The organism is Cupriavidus necator, from assembly GCF_040578825.1.
Classification (GTDB): Bacteria; Pseudomonadota; Gammaproteobacteria; order Burkholderiales; family Burkholderiaceae; genus Cupriavidus; species Cupriavidus necator_E.
Genome location: NZ_JBEFLI010000006.1, coordinates 121,819 through 147,937 on the forward strand (window position 1 = coordinate 121,819; position 26,119 = coordinate 147,937).

Annotated in this window: 27 protein-coding genes; 8 read left to right on the plus strand and 19 right to left on the minus strand. The window is 68.0% G+C overall.

The annotated features are described in order from the left end of the window. Positions 1-2: 2 nt before the first annotated feature. The 6 genes from gspL to gspG all read right to left on the minus strand — a co-directional run bounded on the left by gspL (position 3) and on the right by gspG (position 4,878). Positions 3-1,463: a type II secretion system protein GspL gene (gene gspL / locus AB1I47_RS05565; RefSeq protein WP_354682772.1), complete on the minus strand. Its 1,461-nt coding sequence runs from the start codon at positions 1,461-1,463 to the stop codon at positions 3-5. A gap of 286 nt (positions 1,464-1,749) precedes the next feature. After that, entirely contained in the window at positions 1,750-2,781 is a 1,032-nt protein-coding gene (gene gspK, locus AB1I47_RS05570) for a type II secretion system minor pseudopilin GspK (protein WP_354682773.1), read from the minus strand. Then, entirely contained in the window at positions 2,778-3,485 is a 708-nt protein-coding gene (locus tag AB1I47_RS05575; protein ID WP_354682774.1) for a PulJ/GspJ family protein, read from the minus strand. The genes gspK and AB1I47_RS05575 overlap by 4 nt, the downstream gene beginning before the upstream one ends. Continuing rightward, positions 3,463-3,870: a type II secretion system minor pseudopilin GspI gene (gene gspI / locus AB1I47_RS05580; protein ID WP_354682775.1), complete on the minus strand. Its 408-nt coding sequence runs from the start codon at positions 3,868-3,870 to the stop codon at positions 3,463-3,465. The genes AB1I47_RS05575 and gspI overlap by 23 nt, the downstream gene beginning before the upstream one ends. Then, complete coding sequence (locus AB1I47_RS05585) at positions 3,867-4,367, minus strand: GspH/FimT family pseudopilin (protein ID WP_354682776.1); 501 nt, start codon at positions 4,365-4,367, stop codon at positions 3,867-3,869. The genes gspI and AB1I47_RS05585 overlap by 4 nt, the downstream gene beginning before the upstream one ends. 37 nt (positions 4,368-4,404) lie before the next feature. Continuing rightward, positions 4,405-4,878, minus strand: a complete 474-nt coding sequence (gspG, locus tag AB1I47_RS05590) for a type II secretion system major pseudopilin GspG (RefSeq protein WP_354682777.1) — start codon at positions 4,876-4,878, stop codon at positions 4,405-4,407. A gap of 218 nt (positions 4,879-5,096) precedes the next feature. Here gspG and AB1I47_RS05595 point away from each other — a divergent pair, with 218 nt between their 5' ends. The 5 genes from AB1I47_RS05595 (at position 5,097) to AB1I47_RS05615 (ending at position 9,409) form a co-directional block, all read left to right on the plus strand. Further along, positions 5,097-5,549 (plus strand): RrF2 family transcriptional regulator, encoded by a 453-nt coding sequence (locus AB1I47_RS05595; RefSeq protein ID WP_354682778.1) that lies wholly within the window; start codon positions 5,097-5,099, stop codon positions 5,547-5,549. A gap of 125 nt (positions 5,550-5,674) precedes the next feature. Next, entirely contained in the window at positions 5,675-6,895 is a 1,221-nt protein-coding gene (locus AB1I47_RS05600) for a globin domain-containing protein (RefSeq protein ID WP_354682779.1), read from the plus strand. Between the two features lie 108 nt (positions 6,896-7,003). Next, positions 7,004-7,744 (plus strand): type II secretion system protein N, encoded by a 741-nt coding sequence (locus AB1I47_RS05605; protein ID WP_354682780.1) that lies wholly within the window; start codon positions 7,004-7,006, stop codon positions 7,742-7,744. Positions 7,745-7,898: 154 nt separating this feature from the next. Further along, entirely contained in the window at positions 7,899-8,519 is a 621-nt protein-coding gene (locus AB1I47_RS05610) for an EF-hand domain-containing protein (protein ID WP_354682781.1), read from the plus strand. Between the two features lie 395 nt (positions 8,520-8,914). Next, positions 8,915-9,409: an Lrp/AsnC family transcriptional regulator gene (locus AB1I47_RS05615; protein ID WP_354682782.1), complete on the plus strand. Its 495-nt coding sequence runs from the start codon at positions 8,915-8,917 to the stop codon at positions 9,407-9,409. Positions 9,410-9,486: 77 nt separating this feature from the next. Here AB1I47_RS05615 and AB1I47_RS05620 read toward each other — a convergent pair whose 3' ends face one another. Then, the gene (locus AB1I47_RS05620) at positions 9,487-10,185 is read right to left on the minus strand and encodes a GNAT family N-acetyltransferase (protein ID WP_354682783.1); all 699 of its coding nucleotides are present in this window, start codon (positions 10,183-10,185) and stop codon (positions 9,487-9,489) included. A gap of 331 nt (positions 10,186-10,516) precedes the next feature. Between AB1I47_RS05620 and kefF the strand changes: the two genes are divergently transcribed. After that, positions 10,517-11,071, plus strand: coding sequence for a glutathione-regulated potassium-efflux system oxidoreductase KefF (gene kefF, locus AB1I47_RS05625; protein ID WP_354682784.1), 555 nt, complete (start codon positions 10,517-10,519; stop codon positions 11,069-11,071). Beyond that, complete coding sequence (gene kefC / locus AB1I47_RS05630) at positions 11,068-12,891, plus strand: glutathione-regulated potassium-efflux system protein KefC (RefSeq protein WP_354682785.1); 1,824 nt, start codon at positions 11,068-11,070, stop codon at positions 12,889-12,891. The genes kefF and kefC overlap by 4 nt, the downstream gene beginning before the upstream one ends. Positions 12,892-12,909: 18 nt before the next feature. Here kefC and AB1I47_RS05635 read toward each other — a convergent pair whose 3' ends face one another. From AB1I47_RS05635 to paaA, 7 genes are all read right to left on the minus strand, one after another. Next, on the minus strand, positions 12,910-13,530 hold the full coding sequence (locus AB1I47_RS05635; protein ID WP_354682786.1) for a TetR/AcrR family transcriptional regulator: 621 nt from the start codon (positions 13,528-13,530) through the stop codon (positions 12,910-12,912). 11 nt (positions 13,531-13,541) lie between these two features. Then, positions 13,542-14,339 carry a DUF1835 domain-containing protein gene (locus AB1I47_RS05640; protein WP_354682787.1) on the minus strand — a complete coding sequence of 266 codons (798 nt, stop codon included), beginning with the start codon at positions 14,337-14,339 and terminating at the stop codon, positions 13,542-13,544. 167 nt (positions 14,340-14,506) lie between these two features. Further along, positions 14,507-15,595, minus strand: coding sequence for a 1,2-phenylacetyl-CoA epoxidase subunit PaaE (gene paaE, locus AB1I47_RS05645; RefSeq protein ID WP_354682788.1), 1,089 nt, complete (start codon positions 15,593-15,595; stop codon positions 14,507-14,509). A gap of 27 nt (positions 15,596-15,622) precedes the next feature. Then, positions 15,623-16,186 carry a 1,2-phenylacetyl-CoA epoxidase subunit PaaD gene (gene paaD, locus AB1I47_RS05650; protein ID WP_354682789.1) on the minus strand — a complete coding sequence of 188 codons (564 nt, stop codon included), beginning with the start codon at positions 16,184-16,186 and terminating at the stop codon, positions 15,623-15,625. 31 nt (positions 16,187-16,217) lie between these two features. Beyond that, on the minus strand, positions 16,218-17,069 hold the full coding sequence (gene paaC / locus AB1I47_RS05655) for a 1,2-phenylacetyl-CoA epoxidase subunit PaaC (protein WP_354682801.1): 852 nt from the start codon (positions 17,067-17,069) through the stop codon (positions 16,218-16,220). Between the two features lie 11 nt (positions 17,070-17,080). Continuing rightward, positions 17,081-17,368, minus strand: a complete 288-nt coding sequence (paaB, locus tag AB1I47_RS05660) for a 1,2-phenylacetyl-CoA epoxidase subunit PaaB (protein ID WP_012354162.1) — start codon at positions 17,366-17,368, stop codon at positions 17,081-17,083. A gap of 30 nt (positions 17,369-17,398) precedes the next feature. After that, a complete protein-coding gene (gene paaA, locus AB1I47_RS05665; RefSeq protein ID WP_354682790.1) occupies positions 17,399-18,418 on the minus strand; it encodes a 1,2-phenylacetyl-CoA epoxidase subunit PaaA in 1,020 nt (339 codons plus the stop codon). Positions 18,419-18,670: 252 nt separating this feature from the next. Between paaA and AB1I47_RS05670 the strand changes: the two genes are divergently transcribed. Beyond that, positions 18,671-19,141 (plus strand): universal stress protein, encoded by a 471-nt coding sequence (locus AB1I47_RS05670; RefSeq protein WP_354682791.1) that lies wholly within the window; start codon positions 18,671-18,673, stop codon positions 19,139-19,141. A gap of 49 nt (positions 19,142-19,190) precedes the next feature. Here AB1I47_RS05670 and AB1I47_RS05675 read toward each other — a convergent pair whose 3' ends face one another. The 5 genes from AB1I47_RS05675 to AB1I47_RS05695 all read right to left on the minus strand — a co-directional run bounded on the left by AB1I47_RS05675 (position 19,191) and on the right by AB1I47_RS05695 (position 25,522). After that, positions 19,191-19,457, minus strand: coding sequence for a DUF1488 family protein (locus tag AB1I47_RS05675; protein ID WP_354682792.1), 267 nt, complete (start codon positions 19,455-19,457; stop codon positions 19,191-19,193). A 122-nt stretch (positions 19,458-19,579) separates the two neighbouring features. Further along, positions 19,580-21,691, minus strand: coding sequence for an FUSC family protein (locus AB1I47_RS05680; protein WP_354682793.1), 2,112 nt, complete (start codon positions 21,689-21,691; stop codon positions 19,580-19,582). A gap of 398 nt (positions 21,692-22,089) precedes the next feature. Then, positions 22,090-23,334 carry a nucleoside recognition domain-containing protein gene (locus AB1I47_RS05685; protein ID WP_354682794.1) on the minus strand — a complete coding sequence of 415 codons (1,245 nt, stop codon included), beginning with the start codon at positions 23,332-23,334 and terminating at the stop codon, positions 22,090-22,092. 63 nt (positions 23,335-23,397) lie between these two features. Then, positions 23,398-23,784, minus strand: a complete 387-nt coding sequence (locus AB1I47_RS05690; RefSeq protein WP_354682795.1) for a DUF488 domain-containing protein — start codon at positions 23,782-23,784, stop codon at positions 23,398-23,400. 22 nt (positions 23,785-23,806) lie between these two features. Further along, positions 23,807-25,522, minus strand: coding sequence for an AMP-binding protein (locus tag AB1I47_RS05695; RefSeq protein WP_354682796.1), 1,716 nt, complete (start codon positions 25,520-25,522; stop codon positions 23,807-23,809). Between the last annotated feature and the right edge of the window lie 597 nt (positions 25,523-26,119).

Here is a 26,119-nt window from a genome sequence, read left to right on the forward strand (position 1 = left end):
GGTTACAGGCCCGGCCTGACGGTCCAGCGCGATCCGGGCGTGACGGGTGTGCCCGGGCTGGTAGCGGTACTGCCGGCGGCGCCGCCGGCCTTGTCTTCTTCCATCTGCAGCCCGGCCTGGCGCGCGGCGCTGCGCAGCCCGGCGATATCGGTGCCCGGCTTGAGCGTGACCACCAGCATGCGGCCGCGGTATTCCAGCCCCTGCAGCGCATCGGGCGGCAGCCGGCGCGCGGCCTGTCCGAAGCGGTCGGCCAGCGGCAGGAAGTCTTCCGGCGTGCTGCGGCCGCTGGCGGTGCGTAATTGCTCGACCTGCCGGCGCATCTGCAGCGGCGCATCCAGCACCGTCTGGATCTGCGGGAAGGTGGTGCGCAGCGTCTGCAGTTGCGCGGTTTCCAGCCGTTGCTGCTCGCGGCGCAGCAGCAGCCAGTGGATATTCATGCCGAGGATCTGCACCAGCACGATGCCGGCCAGCAGCGCCAGTGGCACGCGCCAGGCGACGAGGTGCCAGCGGTCGGAACGGCTTTGCGCGAACTCGAACTGGGCCAGATCCAGCGCCGGTTCGCGCAGGCATTCCTGTGCGCCTTCTATCCACAGGCTCCAACCGGGCCGGGCGGCCTGGCGCAGCTCGGGAACCGGTGCGGACGCGGCGGCCCCGGCGTCGGCGTACCAGGTGCCGGCCGGCGCCAGCGCCTGCCAGGCGGCCAGGGCATCGTCGCCCAGCAGCAGCCCATAGCCCGCATAGTCGCCGGTGCGCACGGTCAGTTGCCACTGCCGCGCGGGCGCCTGGGCGACCGGCGAGGCGGCCCCGGCGGCGGCATCGAGCAGCTCGTCACTTTGCTCGAACGCGCCGGCGGCGGCTTCGACGACGAGCGTTGCGGGCGGTTCTGCGGGGGCCTCGGGCGCTGCGGCGTCGTCGGCTGGCGCCAGCGATGGCTCGGACGGCGGTTCCGGCAGCGGCGCCAGCGGCACGCAAAGCTGTGCGGCCAGCACATGGCGGCGGCGATGGCGGTGTTCGGCAAAGGCGTCCAGCACGGCACGCAGCCAGGCGCGGTCGGCCACCATCAGCAGCCGCTGGCGCGGGCCGCGCGGGCCACGGGCGGCGACGCCGCCGTCCAGCGCCGGCCCCACGCCGATATGGCAGGGCTGGGCGTCGGTGGCAAGGGCGTCCTCGATCAGGTTGGGCAGCGCCTGTTTCAACCGCGCGGGCGGCAGCGGCGGCACGCTGGCGGTGGTCAGCAGTACGTCGCTGGCGGCCAGGATCAGCACCAGGCGCTCGGCCGCTGGCAGGTCGGCGATACGGGCGTGGCCTTCGCGCAACACTTCCGGCGCCATGCGGGCCGGGCCGCGCCGCGCCGCATCGACGGTGGCCGTGCGTACCAGCGCAAACGGCAGGGCGCCGAACTGCCATGGTTGTGGCTGGTCATGCGGCCGATGCGGCAGGCGGACGTACAGGGTGGTGCTCAAGGTTTCCTTGCTCTGGCTTCAGTGAAACGGCTCGGACGGGCGCAGGGCCGTAGGGCCAGCCCGGCAATGCCCCGGAGTCGGAAACTGGCCGGGGCGCGGGGATGCCGGCGGGCGGCCGGGAAGGCCGGACGGCGGCGGGTGGGCTGGTGCCACGCTCGCGCCAGCGCCGCAGCATACCTTGCCTGTGTGACTAAACCGCGTCAATACCATTCTCCCCCTCATTGCCGATCGCCGGTCCTTGCATTTTGCGCCGCGCTCGGACGTTTCCGACCCGTGTCCCCGACATTCAGCGCAGCTCCGGCAAGCGGTCGGCATCCTGGATCCAGACTACGCGTGTGGTGTTGGCGGCGCCCAGCGGCTCGCCGCGGTAGACCAGCGATACCTGCAGCCGGCTGGCCCGTTCATGGCGCACCAGCCCGTAGACCAGGAAGTAGTGCGTGCGCACGTCGAGCAAATTGGCCAGGTCGGCGGTATCGGCCTGCGGCGCCACCGACGAAAGCTGGGTCTGCAGGTTGCCGATGTTGTTGAAATAGGCGCGGTCACGTTGGCGCACCAGCTCGCGTGCGCGGTCCAGCGGCAGCTTGTCGATCACGGCGGACAGCACCTCGGCCTCGGCAGTGTTGGCGTTGACCAGCGTGCGCTCGGGCAGCACGGTGACGAAGGGCTCCAGCACCGCCACCATCTCCGGGGTATAGCCGGGCAGCGCCAGCAGCCCCTGCACGCTGTCCAGCGGCCGCGGCGCCGGCCGGCCGTCGGCGCTTGCGCCCTGGGCGGCCTGCAGCATATAGCGTGCCGTGGTCTCGGCCAGCGACGGGTTCAGGCCCACGGTCTGCAGCAGGCGCCGGTAGGCTGCCTGCGCGGCCGGGTCGACCGAAGCGGCGCGGCCGCTCTGCGGCGTGGCGCTCCACAGCACCAGGTTGGCCAGGTTGAAGCGCGCCTGCGCATCGAGGATGCGGCCCGACAGGAACGAGGTTTCGCCGGCGACATCGGTGCGCAGCGAGGCGCCGAGGAAGTCCGACAGCCGGGTCTCGGCGATCGGCACGGCCCATGGCTCGCCCAGCTCGTCGACATTGGTGCGGCGCTGGTCGTCGCGCAGGATCAGCCGCGCCCAGTCGACCGCGGCGCGCTCGATCCAGGTGGCCTGGGCCAGCAGCCGCTGGTTCTCGATGGCGCGGATCTGCACCTGCTGGCGCCACAGCATGCCCGAGACCACGACCACCGCCAGCGTCACGATCAGCAGCGCGGTGACCACGGCGGCGCCGCGCGCGTGGCGGCGGCGCGAGGTGAGGGGATGGGGCCGGAAGGTGCGATGCCTCATAGCCCGGTCATGCAGATCTTCTGGAACTGCCGCGGCGCGTCGCCGTCGCCCATGCGCGCGAAGATGGTCAGCTCGACCGCGCGCACCGCGGTATTCGGCACCGCCGCGCCCACGGCCGAGGCCGCCACCGCGCTGGCGGCGTCGCCGGCGAACAGCACGTTGCGGATGCGTCCGGTATCGGCCTGCCACCCGGCCGGCTCGATCCACGCACGCGTGCTCATGCCGTCCACGTCGTACAGCACGCGCCGCACCTGCGACGCGCTGTTGCCGCCGGTCTGGCGCAGCGCCAGCATGGACGACTGCAGCGCCGCGCGGTTGTCCACCGGGGGCGCGGCCACGCGCAGCAGCGTGTTGCCGTCGAGCTGGTAGGACAGCACCTGCCACGACGGCGGCTGGCCTTCGTCGCGGCGGTCGCGCACCAGCAGCAGGCGGTTCTGGCCGACCTCCACCGGGCTCGCCTGCAGCAGCGTGGCATCGGCCAGGTGCTCGCAATCGGTCTGGAGCTGGCCGTACAGCACCTTCAAGGCGTCAAGCCGCGCATCGTGGTCGGTCAGCCGTTCGCGGCTGCGCGTCAGGCTGTCGAGCGCGCGCCAGCCGATCACCGCCATCACCGCCAGCAGCGTGATCGCAACCAGCATCTCCAGCAGCGTAAAGCCGCGGGTTTTGCGCGCGCGCCGGCGCTCAGAGCACGTTGCGGGCTTCATTGGGGACGATGGTGACCAGCCACGCCAGCCGCACGGACTTGTCGGCGGCGGACGGGTAGACCGCGATCTCGACGCGGCGAAAGACGGGATTGGGCGTGGCGGAGACTGACTGCTCGCAGTACAGCGGCGTGCCGCCCTGCGGGCAGGCATAGCCGCTGACGCCGGGCTCGGGCCAGGTCTTGGACAGCCGCAGCGAGGCGAGGTGGTTCTCGGCGCTCCATTCGGCCAGCATGCGCGTCTGCAGCGAAACGCTGGCATCGACCATCGAGCTCATCGCACGCATCGCCGCGGTCAGCGCGACCGCCAGGATGGTCAGCGCGACCAGTACCTCGATCAGCGTGAAGCCTGCTGCGCGGGGTCGCCGGACAAGCTGGTGCCGGCTCATGGCGCGCTGGCGAAATAGCGGCCGCTGCCGTCGCCGGCAACGTCGACGCGGATATCGCCGCGTACCAGGATCAGCCGCTGCGGGGCGTCGATCAGCTCGCGCCCGAAGATCAGCCGGGGCGGGGCGCCGGTGCCGACGGCGCGGCCGCCTTCGGCGACGACGACCTGGTCCAGCGCCAGGCGCCAGTGGCCCGGCGCGAACACGTCGGTGCGCATGGGGATCCAGCCGTTGGGCGTTGCTTCCAGGAAGCGCCAGCCGCTGGCATCGCCTTCCCACGCGATCGGGCGGGCGCCCAGCTGCGCCTCTTCCTGCGCCAGCTCGAACAGCCGCGCGATGCGCTGGCCGTCGTCGAGCACGCGGCCGCGCTCATTGGGCGAGGCGTTGACGGCGACCAGCGAGATCACGATGCCGGCGATTACCATGACCACCAGCAGCTCGAGCAGCGTGAAGCCCCGGCGCCGCCGACGGGGCGCGCAGGGGGGCGGCGCCGTGGTCATGGAAGGAAAGGGTAGGAGTGGGGGCGCGCTGCCGCGGTTATTCCCAGTTGCCGATATCGGCGTCGTTGGCGTTGCCGCCGGCCTGGCCATCGGCGCCGAAGCTGAACACGTCGATCTCGCCGCGCACGCCCGGGTTCAGGTACTGGTAGGGATGGCCCCAGGGATCCTTGGGCAGCTTTTCCAGGTAGCCGCCGCCCTTCCAGTTATTGGGCACCGGCTCGGTGGCGGGCTTGCTGACCAGCGCGGCCAGGCCCTGCTCGGTAGTCGGGTAGCGGCTGTTGTCGAGCCGGTACAGCTTGAGCGCCTGCATGATCGACGAGATGTCCTGGCGCGCTGCCACGATGCGGGCCTCGTCGGGCCGGCTCATGATCTTGGGCACCACCAGCGCCGCCAGCACGCCAAGGATCACGATCACCACCATGATCTCGATCAGCGTGAAGCCGCGCGCACGGTGGGCACGCGTGGCAGGGGAACGGGCAGGACTGGCGGAACGGGTAGTGGAAATGCGCATCGTCTGTGGACCTCGTTGCTGGAATGGCTGGGCCCGCGGCGCCACGGGGGCGGCGGGGCCGGGTTCGCCAGTCAGTATAACCGCCGGCACATGACTGTTTTATGGGGAAGCGGCTTCGACGCCCCCACCGCCTCGGCAAAGTCTGATCCGGATCAGGATTCGCCGACCGTCAGAGTTAACTTGCATTCCGGATGCATCTTTTCTAAGATGGCGTCACGATGCAACTGACCCGTTTCTCCGACTATGCGCTGCGCTTGCTGATGTACGTCGCCCGTGGCGACGGCAGCCGGCCCATCACCATTGCGGAGGTGGGGCAGCAGTTCGACATTTCGCACAACCACCTGGTGAAGGTGGCGGCGCGGCTGTCGAAGCTGGGCTGGATCAGTGCCACGCGCGGTCGCCACGGCGGCCTGCAGCTCGGCCCCGGCGCAGAACGGCTGACGATCGGCACCATCCTGCGCGAGCTGGAAGGCCACAAGGCCATCATTGACTGTGACAACCCGCCCTGCGCGCTGAACGGCAGCTGCCGCCTGAAGCGCGCGCTGGACCAGGCCGAGCAGGCGTTTTACCGGGCGCTGGACGACGTCACGCTGGCCGACGTCACCGGCAGCCAGACCGCCGAGTCGATCATCCGCCTGCATCGCGATTTCCTGAACCGGCGTTCGGCCTGAACGGACCTTCCGCGCAGACGCCTGAACGCCGGTTTTTTTGTGGCCGAAATCATGCATCGTATATGCATGATTTTTATTTGCCTTTTTTGGCCGGGTTTTTTGGCCTCACCACCGGAGTGTTATTGATGCTGTCCGCCGCTTCCCGCCCCTATATCGATGCGAGCGTTCCCGTGCTGCGCGAACATGGCCTGGCCATTACCACCCATTTCTACCGCGAGATGTTCTCGGACCGGCCCGAGCTGACGCAGATGTTCAACATGGGTAACCAGGCCAACGGCAGCCAGCAGCAGTCGCTGGCCTCGGCCGTGTTCGCCTATGCGGCCAATATCGACAATGGCGCGGCGCTGGCGCCGGTGGTCGACCGCATCGTGCACAAGCATGCGGCCGTGGGCCTGACGCCGGCGCACTACCCCATCGTCGGCCGCCACCTGCTGGGCGCGATCGCCGCGGTGCTGGGCGAGGCCGCCACGCCGCCGCTGCTGGCCGCCTGGGACGAAGCCTACTGGCTGCTGGCCGGCGAACTGATCGCCGCCGAGGCGCGCCTGTACCAGCGCACCGGCGTCGCTGCCGGTGAACTGACGCCGGTGCGTGTGATGCGCCGCGAGGCGCAGGGCGAGCAGGTAGTGTCGCTGACGCTGGCCGCCGCCGATGGCGGCCCGCTGCGCGACTTCCGGCCGGGCCAGTACGTCAGCGTCGAAGCCCGGCTTGACGACGGCACGCGGCAGCTGCGCCAGTATTCGCTGTCGGCCGAAAGCGGCCTGCCGACCTGGCGCATCTCGGTCAAGCGCGAAGACGGCGACCAGGCCACGCCCGCCGGCGCGGTGTCCAACTGGCTGCACGCCAACGCGCACGAGGGCACGGAACTGAAGGTCAGCGCGCCGTTCGGCGACTTCACGCCGGCGCTGGCAGGCAGCCGCCCGCTGGTGCTGCTGTCGGCCGGGATCGGCATCACGCCGATGCTGTCGGTCCTGCGCACGCTGGCGGGGCAGGGCTCGCAGCGCCCGGTGCTGTTCGCGCATGCGGCCCGCAACGGCCGCCATCACGCGCATCGCGCCGACCTGCAATGGGCGCGCGAACGCCTGCCACAACTGGCCGCGCATATCAGCTACGAAACCCCCGAAGCCGCGGATGTCGCCGGCCGCGACTACGACCATGCCGGCACCATGCCGGTGGCGGAACTGCTGCGCCAGCCGGACCTGCAGCGTTTTGTCGACGGGCGCTTCTACCTGTGCGGGCCGCTCGGTTTTATGCAGGCGCAGCGCCATGCGCTGGTCAGCGCCGGTGTGCCGGTGGCGCATATCGAGCGCGAGGTGTTCGGGCCCGATCTGCTGGACCATCTGCTCTGAGCCTGAGGGGCGGCGGCGCGACAGACAGTGTCATGCGGGTCTGGTACGCTTGGCGCGTCCGCGCTGCTGCGCTATTGCCCGCCTGACGGGCGTCAGGGTACCGATCCCGTGCAACTCTCTCTCCGGCCCGCCTTTCGCTTCGACGCCTCCGCGGCCTGGCTGCCGCGCCTGGCCAGCCTGGTGCTGTTTATCGCGCTGTGCGCGCTGGTCACCTACTGGGCGCTGACCTTCAGTGCGATGCGCACCATCCCGGTTCCGCAAAGCGCGCGCGTGGCGCAGACCGAGGCGGTGGAGACCGGCGCAGTGGCCACCCTGTTCGGCGGCTCCGCGCAAGGCGGTCCGCGCGACGTGCAGTTGATTGGCGTGGTGGCCGAGGTGGGCGGCGATGCGGGCGCGGCGATCGTGTCGCTGGACGGCGGCCCGCCCAAGGCGGTGCGCGCCGGCGCCGAGCTGTCGCAGCAGATCCGGCTCGCGGAGATACGCCAGCGCTCGGTGGTGATCGAGCGCAACGGCGTGCGCCAGGAAATCGCGCTGCCGGTGCAGGCAGGGCCCACGCGCGCAGCGCCGGCTGGCGCACCATCACCAGGCGCTGCGCTGCCCACGCCGCCAGCCGGTGCCGCCGCGCCGATGGCAACGCCGATGCCGTCTCCGGCGCCAGCGGTCAGCCAGCCGGCCCCGCCCGCACAGGCGCCGCAATACCAACCGCAGCCGCAACCCCAGTCCCAACAACAGCCAGCGGCGCAGCCGGTCCAGCCACCGGCCCAGCCGCAGATGGCCGATCCGCGCCAGTACCAGCCGGGAATCGCGCCGGGCGCCGGCGCTCAAGGCGCGCTGGTCCCCAAGAATTAATCCTCCGGCAAAGCGAATATTCGTCCTCGATTGCGTTCCCTTACGGCGTGCCGGCTTATCTGTGAGCCCGGTAACATCGTATTAAAAGCGCCAACTTACCCGCATCGTCTGCGTTCTAATCCGTACAAGCCCACGTGATGAAAAGGAGCAAGACATGCAACGCAATCACAAGCAGAAGATCCTGAAGCAGTTCCTGGCCGCATCGGCCGTCTTCCTGGTCACCGGCGGCGCTTTCGCGCAGGCCAGCGCGCCTGTCGCGCCAGGGGCGCAGCCCGGCCAGCACGGTCACGGGCACGGCCACCATCACCATATGGGCCACGGCGGCATGTGGATGAAGTCGATCGATACCGATGGCGACGGCGCGATCTCCAAGGCCGAGGCCGACGCGTGGTTCAACAAGCTCGACACCAACCGCGACGGCAAGATCGACAAGGCCGAGATGGATGCGCACCGCAAGGCCGCCATGGCCGAGCACCACGCCCGCATGCAGGCCGCTTTCGACGAGAAATTCAAGGCTGCCGACAAGAACGGCGACGGCGCACTGACCAAGGCCGAGGCCAACGCCGGCCTGCCGCGCCTGGCCCGGCGCTTTGACCAGCTCGACGCCAACCGCGACGGCAAGCTGACCCGCGACGAGATCCGCGCCGGCATGGAGAAGATGCGCCGCGACCACCATCGCGGCGAGCGTGGGCCGCGCGGGCAGAGTACCCCCGGCGGCCAGCCCGCGCCGTCGAGTCCCACCGCACCGGGCGCCCCGTCCAGCAGCGGCGGCTGACCCCTGCGCAGGGCGGCCCCCAACCGTCCTGTAGCGACGCCAGCGAGCGCGCGAGCCCTTCGGGCCGCGCGCTTTTTCACATTTATTACTGCCCGCATGCGGTGCGTGCACGCCGAAGCTTCTGACTCCGGCGGCAAACGCCCGTAGAATGCCGCTTCCCTGTTCGCCTGACTTGGCACCATCCTTGCCTGCCACCGGTCGGCGGGCGCGATGGCGACACGCCGGCGCGCGAGCAGACAGATTGCCCAGCCCGACCGGCTGCCGCACGAGTGACCAATGAGGCCGCCAGTCGGCCAAAACCGGGAGCCATCGCATAAAAAATTGCGTACTTGTGCACGGCTTGCTAAATTTGCGCAAAAAAATTGCCAATAAACATATTGCGGAGCAACAATATCGTGAGCAAGGTGGAGTTGGACAAGATCGACCGGAAGATCCTGGAAGTGCTGCAGACCAACGGCCGGTTGACCAACCTGGAGGTGGCCGAGCGCGTCAACCTGTCGCCCAGCCCCTGCCTGCGCCGCATCCGGCGGCTGGAAGAGATCGGCGTGATCCGGCAGTACGCGGCGCTGCTGGAGCCCAACAAGATCGGGCTCGGCCTGCTGGCCTATATCAACGTCCGGCTGGAAAAGCATGGTGGCGCGCCCAAGGGCAAGGCACCGCTGGACCTGTTCCGCGCGTCGATCGCGGTCTGGCCCGAGGTGGCCGCGTGCCATGCGATGACCGGTGAGATGGACCTGCTGCTCAAGGTCTATGTGGAAGACATGGAGCACTTCGCGCGCTTCATGCAGGAACAGCTGCTGGCGCATCCGTCGGTGATCGACGTGCGTTCGAGCTTCGCGCTGGAAAGCATCAAGGACACCACCGCGCTGCCGGTGGGCGGCGTGGCCTGATGGCCTGAACCAGGGCCAAAAACAAAACGGCGCATCGTTGCGATGCGCCGTTTTGCAGTCAGGCCGGGAGGGGCCTGTCAGGCGGTATGCTTCTGCGGCACCATGGTGCGCCAGAAGCGCAGGCCGAAGCGGCGCGCGTCGCGCAGGTTGCGGCGCACCGCATAGTCGAGGTCTGCAAGCTGCTCGTCCAGCGCCTCGGTCAGCCGGCTGACGGTATCGGCGGGCGGCAGTTCCAGGTAGGCATCAGCCTCGCCGTAAGCGTACTGGACCTTCATGCCGGCCTTCTTGGCGATATGCATCATCGCGGCGTTGCGCGACAGGCAGTGCATATAGAGCGTGCGCACATTGGTGTTGCGGCCATGCATGGCGGCACGCTCGAACAGCGCGCTGCCGATGCCGCGCCCGCGGGCACTGCGCGAGACCGACACGCCGAACTCCGCCACGCGGCCCTGGGCGTTGTCGCGCAGGTTGGCGAAGTGGCCGACGCCGACCAGCTCGAGCTTGTCGTCGTAGACGCCGAACACGGTGTCATGGTCGAAGTCGATGCTGTCGACATAGGCTTCGATCACGTGATCGCCCACGGACTGGCCAAAACGGAGCAGGCGATCCTCCTCGCCCAGGGCGAGGAAATGCTTCAGCAGACGCGAGCGGTGATGGGCCGCCAGTTCGCGCACCAGTACGGTGGCGCGCTGGGAGCCCTGTGCGGCTTCGGCTGCCTTGCGCAGATCTTCGTCGGTCAGTGCGCCGACGGCCTTGCTCAGTTCGAGCGGGTTCACGATGATTTCCTTCCTGGTGCAATCACAGATAAAAATAGGCACTGCGTTGGTGTTTAGCCAGGCACTTTTCCCTGGCCCGGTGCAAACTTGGGGGAAACACCATCTTGATACAGCGCGAAAAGTATTGTAGTGGAATTGTCGGGTCGGCGTAAGCTTCCTGCAGCGCAGCAGCTGGGCGCATCGTCGCATGCTCGCCATAAATGCAATAAAATCAATCGCTTATAAAAATGTGATGATTTGTTGCGCGCGCTCAACTGTTGATTTGGTGCAACGCCGCAACCGTCCTCCGCCCGACCTCCTGGCTACCCTTTAAAGAGTCGATCGCCTTTCGATGACCGAGTCCCCAATTGTCGTGATCTACGCGCATCCCACCCCCAGCCGTTCGCGCGTCAACCGGCCGCTGGCCGATGCGCTGGCGGCGCTGCCGCAGGTACAGGTACGCGATCTCTATCGCAGTTATGTGGATTACGACATCGATGTCGTGGCCGAGCAGCGCGTGCTGGCGGTCTCGGACACCATCGTGCTGCAATACCCGGTGCGCTGGTACAGCGTGCCGGCGCTGCTCAAGCTGTGGCTCGATGAAGTGCTCGAGCACGGCTGGGCCTACGGCCCTGGCGGCACGGCGCTGCGCGGCAAGTCGGTGCTGGCGGTGGTCAGCACCGGCGGTACCGCCGACTCGTACGGCCCGGACGGCAACCATGGACACCCGATCGAGGACTTCCTGCTGCCGCTGGAGCAGACCGTCCTGCTGTGCGGCATGACCTGGCTGCCGCCGGTGGTGCTGCACGACGCCGACAACGCCGACGCCCAGGCGCTGGCCGACCATATCGCCCATGTCTGCGGACGCCTGGGCACGGATGCCGCGCCGGCGGAGGTGCAGGCATGAACCAGCATGACTTCCTGATTGCGCTGCTGGTGTTCCTGGTGGCGGCCGTGGTGGCGGTGCCGCTGGCGCGCCGCAGCGGGCTGGGCGCGGTGCTGGGCTACCTGCTGGCGGGCGCGGCGATCGGCCCGTTCGCGCTGCGGCTGGTGACCGATGTCGAGTCGATCCTGCATTTCTCCGAATTCGGCGTGGTGCTGATGATGTTCGTGATCGGCCTGGAACTGGAGCCGCGCAAGCTGTGGGCGCTGCGGCGAAGCATCTTCGGCTATGGCGGCGCGCAGCTCGCCGCGTGCGCGCTGGTGATCGGCGGCGTGGCGGCGCTGGCCGGCGCATCGTGGCAGGTGGCGCTGGTGGCCGGGCTGGGGCTGGCGCTGTCGTCGACCGCGATCGCGCTGGCGACGCTGACCGAGCGCAACCTGTTCGGCACGCCGGCGGGCGCCGCCAGCTTCGGCATCCTGCTGTTCCAGGACATCGCCGCGATCCCGATGATCGCGCTGCTGCCGCTGCTGGGCATGCAGGGCGCCGCCGGCGCGGAAGGTGCGGCAGCGGGCGCGACCGGCTGGCTGGCCGCGGGCAAGGCAGTGGTGGTGATCGGGCTGGTCGTGGCCGGCGGCCGCTACCTGGTGCGGCCGGCGTTGCGCTTTATCGCCCGCACCGATATGCGCGAGATGTTCACCGCGTTCTCATTGCTGCTGGTGGTGGGCATCGCGCTGATGATGGACGCCGTGGGTCTGTCGATGGCACTCGGCACCTTCCTGGCCGGCGTGCTGCTGGCCGACTCGGAATACCGCCATGCGCTCGAGGCCGACCTGGAGCCGTTCAAGGGCCTGCTGCTGGGGCTGTTCTTCATGGCGGTCGGCATGTCGATCGACTTCGCCGTGCTGGCGCGCTCGCCATGGCTGGTGCTCGGGCTGGTGACGGTCTTCGTCGCCGCCAAGACCGTGGTGCTGGCACTGCTGGCAAAGCATTTCGCCATCGCGCGCGGCCAGCGGCTGCTGTTCGCGCTGCTGATCTCGCAGGGCGGCGAATTTGCCTTCGTGGTGTTCGGCGTGGCCGGCGGCGCCGGCCTGCTGCCGCGCACGACCGAGGCGCTGCTGGTGCTGGTGGTGGCGTTGTCGATGGTGGCCACGCCGTTGCTGCTGCTGGCCTACGACCGGTTCGTGACGCCGCGGCTGGGCGGGCGCAAGGCACGGGCGGCCGACTCCATCACGCCGCAGCAGAACCCGGTGCTGATCGCCGGCTTCGGCCGCTTCGGCCAGATCATCGGCCGGCTGCTGTACAGCCAGGGGGTGGGCGTCACGGTGCTCGACCACGATCCGGACCAGATCGAGTTCCTGCGCCAGTACGGCTTCAAGATCTTCTACGGCGATGCCACCCGGCTCGACCTGCTGGAAGCCGCCGGCATCGCCCAGGCGCGCATCCTGGTGGTGGCGATCGACGGCATGGACGACAGCCTGCAGTTGATCGACCGGGTGCGCGAGCGCTTTCCCGCGCTGCAGATCTATGCGCGGGCGCGCCATGTGTCGCATATCTACCAGCTCAAGGACCGCGGCGTGCACCTGTTCGAGCGCGAGATGTTCGAAGGCTCGCTGATGATGGGCCGGCGCGTGCTGGAAGGGCTGGGCTTCGACCCGGCCGAGGCGCGCAACGTGGCGCTGCGTTTCCGGCGGCATAACGTCCAGGCGATCGACCGCTTCTATCCGCACTACACGGATCAGAAAAAGCTGGTGTCGCTGGCGCGCCAGGCGCGCGACGAGCTGGAGGAGATGTTCCGCCAGGACCGCGAGCAGCGGCGCCAGCGGGAAGAAGCCGAGTGGACCTGAGAACCGGCGAGGGCGCAGTCAGCGCCCGGCCACGGCGGCGCGGCCAGGCAGGCCGCCTTCAAGCAGGTCGACCACCATCTCGGCAAACGCCGCGTACGACAGCCGTCCGCCCGGCTTGAGCCAGGTGAAGGTCCAGTTGATCATGCCGAACACGGTCATGGTCAGCGCGGTCTGGTTCTCGCGCGTGACGCGCTCCGGGTAGGCGCGGCGTAGCAGGCGCGAGAAAGCGGCCACCACGTCGCGCTCGCGCCCGAGGATGATGTCGCGCTGGCTGTCGGCCAGGAACTTGACGTCGTTGATCAGCGCCACATGCCGGGTTTGCGAGGTCTCGTACTCGGCCAGGAAGGCGCGGATCAGGTTGCCGAAGGCTTCCTTGTCGGTGCGCGCGTGGCGCTCGGCATCGGCCTCGACCTCGGTCACCAGCAGCATCAGCCGGCGCGTGTAGCGGTCCAGCAGGTCGAACAGGATCGCTTCCTTGCTCTCGTAATAGTGGTACAGCCGCGCCTTGGAGGTGCCGCAGGCGGCGGCCAGGTCGGCCATCGAGGTGCTGGGGTAGCTGCTGTTGGCGAAGGCGGCGGCGGCCAGGTCCAGGATCTGCTCGCGCTGCGCTTCGAAATCGGGTGCCTTGGTACGGGCCATAAGTCTCGTGATTACTCGCCGCCGCCACCGCCGGTATGCCGGCGCAGCTCGCATGTCTCGAGCGAGTCGGCATTGCCGCGCAGCACCATCTGGCCCATGGCGATCAGCTCGCGGCAGCGCCAGAACACGAACCAGTCGCTGGCCAGCAGGCCTTCGATCGCGCCCATCACGCTGCCCACCACCTGGGCCGCCGGCGTCCACTGGTCCGGGGCGCGTTCCATGATGATCTCGTCGACGGTGTGGTACGCCGCCGGTACCAGCGTGTTGCCTTTCCACAGGCGCACGTCGGCGTTTTCCTTGACGTTCTGCTGCCATTCGTAGCCGAGCCGGCCAAGGCGCAGCACCGATACCGGGGCAATGGTGGAAAAGCGCCGCGCCAGCCGCGCGGGCGAGTACATGCCGATCGCCGCCAGATTGCCTTGCGCCGGCATTTCCAGCTCGCGCAGGTCCATCGCGACTTCGTTGATCCGTTGCGGTGCCTGGTACAGGTGGAACACCACCCGGCGCAGCATGAGCTGATCGGCGGCGCTCTGGCCGTGCCAGATCGCGACTTCCATGTCGTCCTGCCGCAGCGCCAGCAGCTGGTCCAGCGCCTGGCGCATTTCGGCGGCGAAGTCGATGTCGGTGTGCGGGGCCACCCGCTGCCAGAAGCCGGAACGGATCATGCCGGTGCTGTCGATGTCGACCAGCGGCCCCACCGCGAGGTCGTCGCGCAGCACCACGACAGGATCGGGTCGCGCTGCCTGGGCCAGGGCCTGGCGCAGGGTCGTGCCTGCTACATCACCGTTGACGACGTGGATATATTGCATGGCCGTGATTGTATATGGGCGGGACGGTTCGCTGGCGCTGCCAGCTAGTCATCCTCCAGCAAGCATTGCGCCAGGCGGGTGCCGGTCTGCCGCCATTGTAATCACTGCCTGCGATCGTCAGAACGCGCACGTGGCGCCACGGCCGCAACGCCCCGGTCGGCGCCAGCTCAGCGCTCGTCGTAGCTGACCACCACGCGCGGCGTCAGGGCGCGCGCCTGGCAGGTGAGCACGAAGCCCTTCTCCATCTCCCACGGCTCGAGCGTGTAGTTCTTCTCCATCTCCACCTTGCCTTCCAGCACCTTGGCGCGGCAGGTGCAACAGACGCCGCCCTTGCAGGCGTAGGGCAGGTCCAGCCCCGCTGCCAGCGCGGTGTCGAGCACGTTGGCGTCCTCCAGCGGCAGCCGCATGCTGTGCTGCTTGCCGTCGAGCACCACCACCAGCTCGGCCGTGCCGGCATGGTCGGCGTGGCTGGGTGGCGGCTTGCGCCTGGCCTGCGCCAGCGGCACGCCGAAGCGCTCGGCATGGATGCGGTGCGGATCGAGGCCCGCATCGCGCAGCGCCGCCTCGACTTCGTCGATCATCGAGGCCGGGCCGCAGACAAAGGCGGCGTCGATATCGTCGACCGGGATCAGCGTCTGCAGGAAGGCGGTCACGCGGGCATGGTCGAGCCGGCCGTGCAGCAGGTCGACCTCCTGCGGCTGGCGCGACAGCACGTGGTAGAGCGTGAAGCGCGACAGGTACTGGTTCTTCAGGTCCTCCAGCGCCTCCGAGAAGATGATGCTGTCGACGTTGCGGTTGCCGTAGACCAGCGTGAAGCGGCTGAGGGGCTCGGCTTGCAGCGTGGTGCGGATCAGCGACAGCACCGGCGTGATGCCGCTGCCGGCGGCAAAGGCCACGTAGTGGCGCGCGGCGTCCGGATCGAGCGGCACGTGGAAGCGCCCGTCGGGGGTCATCACGTCGATCACCTGGCCGGGGGCGATGGTGTCGTGCAGGTGCGACGAAAAGAGTCCGTCCTCCACCAGCTTGACCGCCACGCGCAGCTCGCCATGCTCGTCATAGTCCTGCACCGCCGAGCAGATCGAATACGAGCGGCGCAGGTCCTTGCCGTCGACCGGCGCCCGCAGCGTCAGGAACTGGCCCTGCGTGAAGCGGTAGGCGTCGCGCAGCGCGGCCGGCACCTCGAATGCGATCGAGATGGTGTCGGCGGTCTCGGGGCGCACCTGCGCCACGCGCAGCGGGTGGAACTGGGGGGTCATGGCAGCCTGGCTTCGGCCCGGCAGGGCTCAGTAGGGTTTGAAATAGTCGAACGGCTCGCGGCAGTCCAAGCAGCGGTACAGCGCCTTGCATGCGGTCGAGGCGAAGCGCGAGATTTCCTGCGTATGCACGCTGCCGCAGCGGGGGCACGCGACGGTATCGGGCGCGCCTGCGCGCGCGGCGCGCGGCACGAAGCGCAGCGGCTGTGCGGCGTCCGGCGTCGTGCCGCACTGGCCGGGCGGCGCAATGCCGAATTCGCGCAGCCGGTCGCGCGCGGCCGGGGTGATCCAGTCGGTGGTCCACGCCGGCGACAGCACGGTGCGGATGCGCCAGGGTGCGAGGCCGGCCGCATCCAGCGCCTGGCCGATGTCTTCGGCGATCTGCGACATCGCCGGGCAGCCTGAGTAGGTGGGAGTGATGACCACCTCCAGCACGCCGTCGGCGCAGGCCGCGATATCGCGCAGGATGCCCAGCTCGCGGATCGATACCACCGGGATCTCGGGGTCCGGCACGGCTTCGAGTGCTGCCCAGGCGCGCTGGATGCGGCCATCGGCGATGCGCTCGTTGCGAAGGGGCAGGGAGGTGACATTCATGCCGGTCAATCCTTTGCGGCGAAGCGGGCGCTTACCATTGCGCGCCCGGATGGGCCCGCGCCAGCCCCTGCATCTCGCCCAGCAGGTAGCTCATATGCTCCGAATGCGCGCCGTGCTTGCCGGTCGAGACAAAGCTTGTGGCTGGCGGCAGCGTCAGCGTGGCGGCCTGCAGCGTTTCGGCGACGGTGGCATCCCAGGCCGGGCGCAGCGTCGCGGTGACGATGCCGACGCCCTGCGCCGCGGCCTCGCTTTCCACCTCGTCCTCGGCAAAGCACTCGTTCATATACGGCAGCAGGTGCTCCAGCGCCCGCTGGATGCGCGCGTGCGACGCTTCGGTGCCGTCGCCCAGGCGCACCACCCAGCCCGCCGCGTGATGCAGGTGGTAGCGCGCTTCCTTGATCGACTTGGCGGCGATCGCGGCGAGCTGATGGTCGCGGCTCGCCAGCAGCGCGTCCCACAGTTCGACCATCAGCGCGCTGTAGAGGAAGTTGCGCATGACGGTGACGGCGTAGTCGCGATCGGCGCTTGCGTTGCCCGCCAGCGGCCCGCGGTGGGGCAGTTCCATCAGCGTCCAGTTGCGGAACTCGCGCTCGGTGCGCCAGTAGGCGTAGTCGTCCTCATGGCGCGGCAGGCCGGTCAGCTCGCCTTCCAGTTCGCCGGCACGGCCGTACAGCAGCCGCGCCTGGCCGATCAGGTCCAGGCTGATATTGGCCAGCGCGATGTCTTCTTCCAGCACCGGGCCGTGGCCGCACCATTCGGCGTTGCGCTGGCCCAGGATCAGGGCATTGTCGGCCAGCCGCAAGACGTAGCGCAGCGCGGCGGTGCGCGCCGGTGGCAGGTAGTCCAGCGTGGCGGGCGCGGTCGGCGGTTGGGGCGCAGTGATCATGCGGTCCCTTACATGTGGTTGACTTCGTCAGGAAGCTGGTAGAACGTCGGGTGCCGGTAGATCTTGTCGGCCATCGGATCGAACAGCTCCGGCTTTTCCTCCGGCACGCTCGCGGTGATGGCGGCCGACGGCACCACCCAGATCGACACGCCTTCCTGGCGCCGCGTATAGACGTCGCGCGCCATATGCAGCGCCTGCTGCGCGTCGGCGGCGTGCAGGCTGCCGCAATGCTTGTGTTCCAGGCCTTGCTTGCTGCGCACGAATACTTCCCACAGCGGCCATTCCTTGCGTTGCATCGTTGTCTCCTCCGTCGTCGGACGTGGGCTTCAGGCAGCGGCGCGGCTGGCGCGCGCTTCGCGTTCGGCCACCTTGGCGGCATGCGCCAGCGCGGCCTCGCGCACCCAGGCGCCGTCCTCGTGCGCCTTCACGCGCGTGGCCAGCCGCTCCTTGTTGCAGGGGCCGTCGCCGTTGATCACGCGCCAGAACTCGTCCCAGTCCAGCGGGCTGTAGTCATAGTGGGCGCGCTCGGCATTCCATTGCAGGCCGGGGTCGGGCAGCGTCACGCCCAGCACGCGCGCCTGCTCGACCGTGGCATCGACAAACTTCTGGCGCAGGTCGTCGTTGGAAATGCGCTTGATGCCCCAGGCCATGGTCTGCGCGCTGTTGGTCGACGCGGCATCAGGCGGGCCGAACATCATCAGCACCGGGAACCACCACCGGTTGACCGCGTCCTGCACCATCTCGCGCTGGGCGTCGGTGCCGCGCATCATCGCCAACAGCGCGTCGAAACCCTGGCGCTGGTGGAACGACTCTTCCTTGCAGATGCGGATCATCGCGCGCGCATAGGGCCCGTACGAGCAGCGGCACAGCGGGATCTGGTTCATGATCGCCGCGCCGTCGACCAGCCAGCCGATTACGCCGACATCGGCCCAGGTCAGCGTCGGGTAATTGAAGATCGACGAATACTTGGCCTTGCCGCTGTGCAGCGTGTCGATCATGTCGTCGCGCGAGGCGTCCAGCGTCTCGGCGGCGGAATACAGGTAGAGCCCGTGGCCGCCTTCGTCCTGCACCTTGGCCAGCAGGATGGCCTTGCGCTTGAGCGACGGGGCCCGGCTGATCCAGTTGCCCTCTGGCAGCATGCCGACGATCTCGGAATGCGCGTGCTGCGAGATCTGGCGCACCAGCGTCTTGCGGTAGGCGGCGGGCATCCAGTCCTGCGGCTCGATCTTGCCGTCGGCAGCCATGCAGTGATCGAACGCGGCCTGGCGGTCGACGTCGTCCTGAGGCGCGTGGGCTTGGGCCGGGTCGGGATGCTGGCCGGGCAGGTCCAGGCTCTGGGTGTACATGGGGCCTCCTCTGGCGGGGATGCCGCTGGTTGATGGCGATCGCAGAACGGCGATCGCAGAGTCGGTACTAAGGCGGCTGGCCCTATTATATATAAGCCGACCGGTCGGTCAATTTAAGCCATTTGGTGTCATGTCGTCTTGCCTTGATCCGGCGGGGCGCGGTGGCGGGAGCGGCACGTGTAGTATCGAAAGCGGATGGCTTCTGGTGCCGTCCGACCTTTTTCCTGTTCCCTGTCTACGGAGGTAACGCCTATGACTAGCGCGGCATACAGCAAGATTGTGGTGGCGGTCGACGGCAGCAGCACGTCGGACCTGGCACTGCGCGAAGCCATCCGCGTGGCGGCACCGGGCGGCGCGACCGTGCTGGCGCTCTATGTCGTCGACACCGGCACGCCGATGTTCGATGTCGGCTATTACGATCCGGGCCAGTTGCAGAAGGCGTTCGAGGAAAGCGGCCAGCGCGCGCTGGCGGCCGCCGCGCAGCAGCTCGCCGCGGCCGGTGTCGTGCATGAAACCAGGCTGGTCAGCGATGCGCCGGTGCCCGGCGATATCGGTGCCTCGATCAACGAGGCCGCGCGCCAGTGGGGCGCCGACCTGCTGGTGATCGGCACGCATGGACGCCGCGGCGTGCGCCGGCTGGTGCTGGGTAGTGTGGCCGAGGCCGTGATCCGTCAGTCGACGGTGCCGGTGCTGCTGGTGCGCGGCGAAGCGAAGGCCGATTGAGTGCGTGACGCAGGGCCGGGGCATGATCGCCCCGGCTGGGGTTTGGAAGTCAGCCGGCGAAGCGGAAATGGCCGCTGCGCAGCACGATTTCGCGTGCCTGGGTCAGCTCGAACAGGCTCTCGATGCGCTGGCGGTTGCTGGTGAAGGCCGCGACCAGGTCTTCCTCGCGCGGCGAACGCGCGCCGAAATGGGCTTCGAGGGCCTCGGCGGTGACGGAATACTGGGTGGGACTGCCGTTGACCGTGGCGGGGCAGGACAGCGTGAGGCTGGCTGCGCAGTAGGTCGGGAGGCTGCGAGGGAACGTGATGTCTGGCATGGCGTGCCTCGTGCTGGCGGCGGACGTATTAGATAAATATAGGTCATCCCCGCGTTCCGTAAAGGAGCGCGGTGGAGAACGCAGAGGTTTCATTCCGCTGCGCCGCAGCGCGGTCCGCAGGCTCAGCCGCTGTGCGCGCGCGGGCGTGCCAGCGGCTTGCGCGCAGTGGCGCCCAGCGCGCGCAGGTCCGCCACCGCCGCGTGCGCCGCGGCGATATGCGCGTCGGCGTAGTCGGCCTGATCGGCCAGGAAGGCGTCGATGGTGTCGGCGCCTGCCAGGGGCGAGGGCGCGTGATTCGACTTTCCGGTGTTCCCGGCCAGGCCCGCCCGCATTGCCAGTTCAGCAAGTTGCGCTTCCAGCAGCGTCAGCCTCGCGCGCATCTCGGCACCGGCGGGCAGCGCGAACGCGCCGGATTCCACCCCCGCTCTGACCACGCCCGCCAGCGCGGCCATGCGGCGTGCGGTCGCGTGTACGCGTTGGTAGGCCCCGGCAAAGTCGGGTGCCAGCGCGCCCGCCGACTGGGCGAGCGTGTGCTCGGCACGCGTCGAGGCGCGCCCGGCGGCGATGCGCAGCGCTTCCAGCCGGGGCTCGGCCGGCGGCATGGCGCCAACCGCTGCGCGGCTGGCGGCAAAGGCGGCACGCAGGTAGACCGCGTTGACCGCGACCGCATCGATCGCATGGCGGAACACGCGCGACATCTCCACGCGCGGCGCCAGCACATAGTAGGTGGCCAGCGCGATCAGGCAGCCCAGCGCGGTGTCGATACCGCGCAGCGCGGCAAAGTGGCTGCTGTCGGTGGCGGGGGCGCCGACCCACGAGAACAGGATCACGGCCGGCGTCAGGCAGAAGGCGAACGCCGCCGGCTGCCCGGCCAGCCGGCTGGCGTAGGCCCCGGCCAGGAAGGCCGCGCTGATGGCCAGCGCCACTGCCGGCGCCGGATGGAGCAGGCCGATGGCGCAGGCGCACAGCGCACCGCCCAGCGATCCGGCGAAGCGTTTCAGCGACACCTGCCGGGTGGTTTGCCATTGCGGGCTCAGCACCATGATCACCGTCACCGCGACCCAGTAGCCATGGTCGAGATGCCAGAACTGCGCCGGCACCAGGCTGAGGCCGCCGGCCAGCGCCAGCCGCAGTGCGTGGCGCGCGGCCAGCGCGTCGCGCGCCGCATGGTCCGCCAGCGTACGGAGCAAGCGACCGAGGCCATCGCCCAGGCCCCGACGCGGCCAGGCAAAGCCGGCGCGCCAGGTATCGAAGTCCGGATGGCGGGCGAGCGCCGCCAGCGCCGATTGGTAAGGCGGCGGCGCGCCGGCGTTGGCCAGCGGCGCGGTCAGGCGGCGCAGCTCATGGCGCAGCGCCGCGCTTAGTGCAGGCAAGTCGGGAGCGTGCAGGGCCAGCGCCTGGCTGACCTGCTGACGGGTGTCGGCTACGCTGCGCGCAACATGGCGCAGCGGCAGCCGGTGCGCAGGACCGGCGCGCTCGCGCAGCTCGCCCGCGACGATCAGCAGCGCGAACAGCGCGTCGGCGACCCCAACGGCATAGGCATGGCGCAACAGGCTGGAGGTGTCGCGTACGTTGCGCCGCGCCGCGATGGCGTGGCGTGCTGCCTCGATGCGGGTGCGAACGGCTTGCTTGCAGGCGGCCAGATCGTTGCCGTGGGCGGTATCCGCCAGCGCCGCGGCAAAGCGAACCAGCGCCTCATAGATGGCCACGATCTCGGCGTGGGGCCGGTTGTCGCGTTCGGACGGGATCAGCGCCAGGCAGGCAAGGCACGCAAACACGCCGCCTCGCAGGTAGTCGAGGCCGCTCTGCAATGCGTGCGCTTGCAGGTCAGGGCCGGCGGCTGGCTGCAGGCAGGCTGCCACCAACACCACGTAGAGCAGCTTGCCCGCCATCGCGCTGGCCGCGCCGCGCGTCTCGGCAAGGCCCGCGGCAAGACCGCCTGCCATCACGACGATTACGGCCAGCCACGGCGTTGGCGCCACGGCGGTGCCGAGCGCGCTTGCGATGGCACCGCCGATGCCGACGGCGCCCAGGCTGGAAAACCGTGACGAAGCCGTGCCGTGCCGGTCCGCCAGGCAAGTCCAGATCGAGGCGGTGGCGGACCACAGATAGCCGTCATCGCCAGTCAGCCAGCCCACGCCGGCCAGTGCCAGGAATGACAGCGCATAAATGATCCCGCGCCGGAGCAGTGCGGTTTCGGGCCAATAGCGGATCAGGCGGGCGGGGGCAAACATGCGGGCCGGGTCAATGCGGGACAGACCGGATTGGCTGCCTTTCGTGTACCCACTCTACGTCAGCGATTGGTGCGCTGCAACAAAACTGGTGGCCAGGGTGTTGTTGACAGTAGATTGCACCGCGAGGAAGCAAGGATGAAGCGTTTGCGGTGCGAGAAGCACAATTTCTAAGCCGGCCGGTGCTTGTGCGCAACGATTGTTGCAGCGCCCTGATTCAGGACAAAAAAAACCCACGCAGGTTATGCGTGGGTTGGAATCCACCGAGGTGGTGGAGGAGACAGACTTCACTATACATGGATTGTTGCGACGCACCAAGCTTTCATGTGTCAATGTCTGACAATAAGCACAATGCCGTTGCAATGATGCAACAAGACCTCAGACAGTTGCGGGCGCAAGGCTTATCGGAACAGGTAAGCGGCGCCTATGGCGCACACCAGACCAGCCGTGTCAGCCACCAGCGCACATCCCAGCGCGTGGCGCGTGTTGCGCACATTGATACTGCCGAAATAGACGGCCAGCACATAGAAGGTGGTTTCGGTCGACCCTTGGATAATCGCTGCGAGCCGGCCTTCGAACGAGTCCACGCCATAGGTCGTCATCACATCCACCATCAAGCCACGCGCGCCGGCGCCGGACAGGATCTTCATCAGCCCCACCGGCAAGGCCGGCACGAAATCCGTATTGACGCCCAGGCTGGCAAAGCCCAGCGTCAGCCAGCCCATCAGCACGTCCATGCAGCCGGCGGCTCGGAAAAGTCCGATCGCGACCAGGATCGCAACCAGGTACGGAATGATCTGCACGGCGACGCCGAAGCCTTCCTTGGCGCCATCGATAAAGGCTTCGTAGACATTGACCCGCCGCAGCGCGCCGCAGACCAGGAACAGCGTGAGCAGCGACAGGATGAAACCCGCGCCGGCCACCGCGGTGACGCTGCTGACCTGATCGGGCGGCGCGTGGCGCAGCCATGTGAACATCCCGGCCAGCAATGCCACGACCAGTCCGAACGTCAGCAGCACGGCGGGCCGCAACAGGTTCAGCCGCTGCACCCAGGCCACCGCCAGCAGTCCCGCCAGGCATGAACCGCCGGTAGCCAGCAACGTCGGCAAGAAGATATCGGCGGCGTTGAAACCCACCAGACCCTGCTTGACCGCAATCGCCTGCCGGATCGCGATCACCGAGGTCGGGATCAGCGTCAGCCCGGCCGTATTCAGCACAATGAACATGATCTGCGCGTCGGTCGCCACGTCCGGGCGCCGGTTCAGCGTCTGCAGTTCGCGCATGGCGTTCAGGCCAAGGGGCGTGGCGGCGTTGTCCAGGCCGAGCAGGTTGGCCGACACATTCATCATCATCGCGCCCTGCGCCGGGTGTCCCTGAGGCACGCCGGGAAAGAAATGGCGCAGCAACGGGTTCACCAGCCGCGCGAAGGCATCGACCACGCCAGCGCGCTCGCCGATGCGCATGATGCCCAGCCACAGGCTCATCACCCCGGCCAGGCCGAGCGCGATCTCGAAGGCGGTGCGCGCGCTGTCGAACAGGCTCGCCAGCATCGCCGGGAAGACGGTCAGGTCGCCGCTGGCCAGGCGGACACAGGCGGCGATGAAGGAAATCAGGAAAAAGCCGAGCCAGACTACGTTCAGGGCCATCGGGTTGGGGAGCTTGCGAATGCTGGTAGGAAATCGCCGAGTATTCCCGGCACGGCGGGCGGATCAGCCTAGCACGGCCCCGCGTTCAGCCAGCAGTTCGCGCAGTACCGACCGGTGGCAATGCGCCTCGTCTTCGCAATAGCAACCCAATGAGAAATTGGTCTGGTGCGACAGCGCGGCCAGCAGGTCGAGCGTGCGGCTCGCTTCCGGCTCCGCCATTTCCTTGCGGAACTGCCGCACGAACGCGCGCCATTGCTTGTCGTCGCTGGCCGCCAGCGCCTGTGTCACCAGTTCCGGCGATGGTGACAGCGCGGGATACCAGACATCGTAGTAATCGCGGGTGGCGAACTCGGACTTGGGCACGCCGCGCGGCGGCCGCCGTACCGTGCCGATGCGCAGGCCCTCATTGGCCGCGCGTGGCGATCCCAGTCTGACGATTCGGATGGTCATGGATGATCCCGCTGATGTCCGCCTACGCGGCCGTGCCTGGCGGCGCGTTCTGCGGCGAGTTTGGCTCAAGCCCCAGATCATGAATCATGGTGTCGCGCATGACAAACTTCTGCACCTTCCCTGTGACAGTCATCGGCATTTCCGAGACAAAGCGGATATAGCGCGGAATCTTGTAGTGTGCGATCTGGTCGCGGCAGAACTTGCGGATCTCTTCCTCGGTAGCCGTCTGGCCGGGTTTGAGCACGATCCAGGCACAGACTTCCTCGCCATACTTCTTGTCGGGCACGCCAAATACCTGTACCGCCTGGACCTTGGGATGGCGGAACAGGAATTCCTCGATCTCGCGCGGGTAGATATTCTCGCCGCCGCGAATCAGCATGTCTTTCACCCGGCCCACGATATTGCAATAACCCTCGTCGTCGATGGTGGCCAGGTCGCCAGTGTGCATCCAGCCATCGCGAATCGCCTCGCGCGTGCGCTCGTCATCGTCCCAGTAGCCCTGCATCACCGAATAGCCGCGGGTGCAGAGCTCGCCGGTGGTGCCGGTGGGCACGATCTGGCCGAGCGCATCGACCACCTTGCATTCCAGGTGCGGCTGGACCCGGCCGACGGTGGAGACGCGCTTGTCCAGTGGATCGTCGGTCGCGCTCTGGAACGAGACCGGGCTGGTCTCGGTCATGCCGTAGGCAATGGTGACCTCGGCCATATGCATGTCCGCGACTACGCGCTTCATGATTTCGATCGGGCACGGCGCGCCGGCCATGATGCCGGTGCGCAGTGAGGAAAAGTCAAAGCGAGTGAACTCAGGGTGGTCGAGCTGGGCGATAAACATCGTCGGCACGCCGTGCAGCGCGGTGCAGCGCTCCTCGCTGACCGCCTGCATGGTCGCCAGCGGATCGAAGGCCTCGCCCGGGAACACCATGCACGCGCCAACCGAAACGCAGGCCAGCACCGACAGCACCATGCCGAAGCAGTGATAGAGCGGAACCGGGATGCACAGTACGTCATTTGAGGCGAGTCGCATCGCCATTGCCACGAAGCGGCCGTTATTGACCACGTTATGGTGGGTCAGCGTGGCGCCCTTCGGATTGCCGGTGGTGCCGCTGGTGAACTGGATATTGATAGCGTCGTGCCGATCGAGCGTCGCGGTCACTGCGTCGAGGCGCACGGTATCCGGCTCGGCCAGCAGTTCGTCATAGTTCAGCATGCCGGGCGTGACCTCGCCACCCATGCGGACGACCCACTGCAATGCGGGGAGGCGCGCGGCGCGCAGCGAGCCGGGGTCCGCGTCGGCCAGTTCCGGTGCCAGCGCCTGCAGCGTGGCGAGGTAGTCGCTGCTCTTGAAGCGGGCCGCGGTGATCAGCATCCGTACGCCAGCCTTGTTCAGCGCATATTCGAGTTCGGCCTGGCGGTAGGCCGGGTTGATATTGACCAGGATGGCGCCGATACGGGCGGTGGCGAACTGGGTCACCAGCCATTCGGGCCGGTTCGGCGCCCAGATACCGACGCGGTCGCCCGGCTGAATGCCGCGCTGGAGCAGGCCGGTGGCAAGACGGTCAACTTGGTCGGCGAATTCGGTCCAGCTCCAGCGCACGCCGTGCTCGCGGAACACCACGGCGGGAGCGCGCGGGTTTGCGGCGACGGTCCGGGCGAGCAGGGCCGGGATGGTGTCGTCGGACAGCGGGATTTCGGTGTTGCCGGCGACCAGCGACAGGCCAGGCTTCACGGTTTGCGTCATCTTGTCTCCTTCAGCTGCTCTGCTGGCATTCGATGCCTCTATATATATGGGAGAGGCGGTTCGGACTGGTGATGTCTGCCAGCTTAGGCTCAGGCGCCGTGGAAAGCTGTCACTGCAGCGACATTTGAGTCTCATGCGTCGCTTTTAGCCTTGCTGCGAACTATTTCGCGAAACCGCTTGCCAACCCGCTTCCGGTCCCTTAATATTCGCCCCCTCGCAACACACCGCAGCGCTGCAAAGCAGACGCAGCAAGGGTTGCGGGGTCGACCGGTCGGTTGGCGCAGCGAAGTTTGCAGCGCTGACCGCAGCAAAAAAAGATGCTGAAACGGTTGACGAAACGAAGAAAGCTCTGCATAATCTCGTTTCTCTGCTGCTGACAACGCAGCGACGCAAAACGGCAAAGCCGCTAGCGCAGTTCTTTAACAAACAAACAACCGATAAGTGTGGGCGCTGGGTAGCGGACGCCACTGTCTTCGGACGGTGCTGCTTCAAAAGTTATCAGTGCTCGCACAGCAAAACGTGACTGGATCTTCGGATCTGGTCAGTCAGTTTTCTGAGAGTGAGCGACCGCTCGAAAGAGCGAGGGAGCCGCGAGGC

Excerpts from the sequence above, each read along its gene's own strand:
- AB1I47_RS05675 (WP_354682792.1), bottom strand. The coding sequence starts at position 19,457 with ATGCCAGACATCACGTTCCCTCGCAGCCTCCCGACCTACTGCGCAGCC.
- AB1I47_RS05695 (WP_354682796.1), bottom strand. The coding sequence starts at position 25,522 with ATGACGCAAACCGTGAAGCCTGGCCTGTCGCTGGTCGCCGGCAACACC.
- gspG (WP_354682777.1), bottom strand. The coding sequence starts at position 4,878 with ATGCGCATTTCCACTACCCGTTCCGCCAGTCCTGCCCGTTCCCCTGCC.
- paaB (WP_012354162.1), bottom strand. The coding sequence starts at position 17,368 with ATGCAACGCAAGGAATGGCCGCTGTGGGAAGTATTCGTGCGCAGCAAG.
- AB1I47_RS05690 (WP_354682795.1), bottom strand. The coding sequence starts at position 23,784 with ATGACCATCCGAATCGTCAGACTGGGATCGCCACGCGCGGCCAATGAG.
- gspI (WP_354682775.1), bottom strand. The coding sequence starts at position 3,870 with ATGAGCCGGCACCAGCTTGTCCGGCGACCCCGCGCAGCAGGCTTCACG.
- AB1I47_RS05595 (WP_354682778.1), top strand. The coding sequence starts at position 5,097 with ATGCAACTGACCCGTTTCTCCGACTATGCGCTGCGCTTGCTGATGTAC.
- AB1I47_RS05640 (WP_354682787.1), bottom strand. The coding sequence starts at position 14,339 with ATGCAATATATCCACGTCGTCAACGGTGATGTAGCAGGCACGACCCTG.
- AB1I47_RS05680 (WP_354682793.1), bottom strand. The coding sequence starts at position 21,691 with ATGTTTGCCCCCGCCCGCCTGATCCGCTATTGGCCCGAAACCGCACTG.
- paaA (WP_354682790.1), bottom strand. The coding sequence starts at position 18,418 with ATGTACACCCAGAGCCTGGACCTGCCCGGCCAGCATCCCGACCCGGCC.
- AB1I47_RS05685 (WP_354682794.1), bottom strand. The coding sequence starts at position 23,334 with ATGGCCCTGAACGTAGTCTGGCTCGGCTTTTTCCTGATTTCCTTCATC.
- AB1I47_RS05610 (WP_354682781.1), top strand. The coding sequence starts at position 7,899 with ATGCAACGCAATCACAAGCAGAAGATCCTGAAGCAGTTCCTGGCCGCA.
- kefF (WP_354682784.1), top strand. The coding sequence starts at position 10,517 with ATGACCGAGTCCCCAATTGTCGTGATCTACGCGCATCCCACCCCCAGC.
- AB1I47_RS05600 (WP_354682779.1), top strand. The coding sequence starts at position 5,675 with ATGCTGTCCGCCGCTTCCCGCCCCTATATCGATGCGAGCGTTCCCGTG.
- AB1I47_RS05670 (WP_354682791.1), top strand. The coding sequence starts at position 18,671 with ATGACTAGCGCGGCATACAGCAAGATTGTGGTGGCGGTCGACGGCAGC.
- paaD (WP_354682789.1), bottom strand. The coding sequence starts at position 16,186 with ATGAATGTCACCTCCCTGCCCCTTCGCAACGAGCGCATCGCCGATGGC.
- AB1I47_RS05575 (WP_354682774.1), bottom strand. The coding sequence starts at position 3,485 with ATGAAGCCCGCAACGTGCTCTGAGCGCCGGCGCGCGCGCAAAACCCGC.
- AB1I47_RS05585 (WP_354682776.1), bottom strand. The coding sequence starts at position 4,367 with ATGACCACGGCGCCGCCCCCCTGCGCGCCCCGTCGGCGGCGCCGGGGC.
- paaE (WP_354682788.1), bottom strand. The coding sequence starts at position 15,595 with ATGACCCCCCAGTTCCACCCGCTGCGCGTGGCGCAGGTGCGCCCCGAG.
- kefC (WP_354682785.1), top strand. The coding sequence starts at position 11,068 with ATGAACCAGCATGACTTCCTGATTGCGCTGCTGGTGTTCCTGGTGGCG.
- AB1I47_RS05635 (WP_354682786.1), bottom strand. The coding sequence starts at position 13,530 with ATGGCCCGTACCAAGGCACCCGATTTCGAAGCGCAGCGCGAGCAGATC.
- gspK (WP_354682773.1), bottom strand. The coding sequence starts at position 2,781 with ATGAGGCATCGCACCTTCCGGCCCCATCCCCTCACCTCGCGCCGCCGC.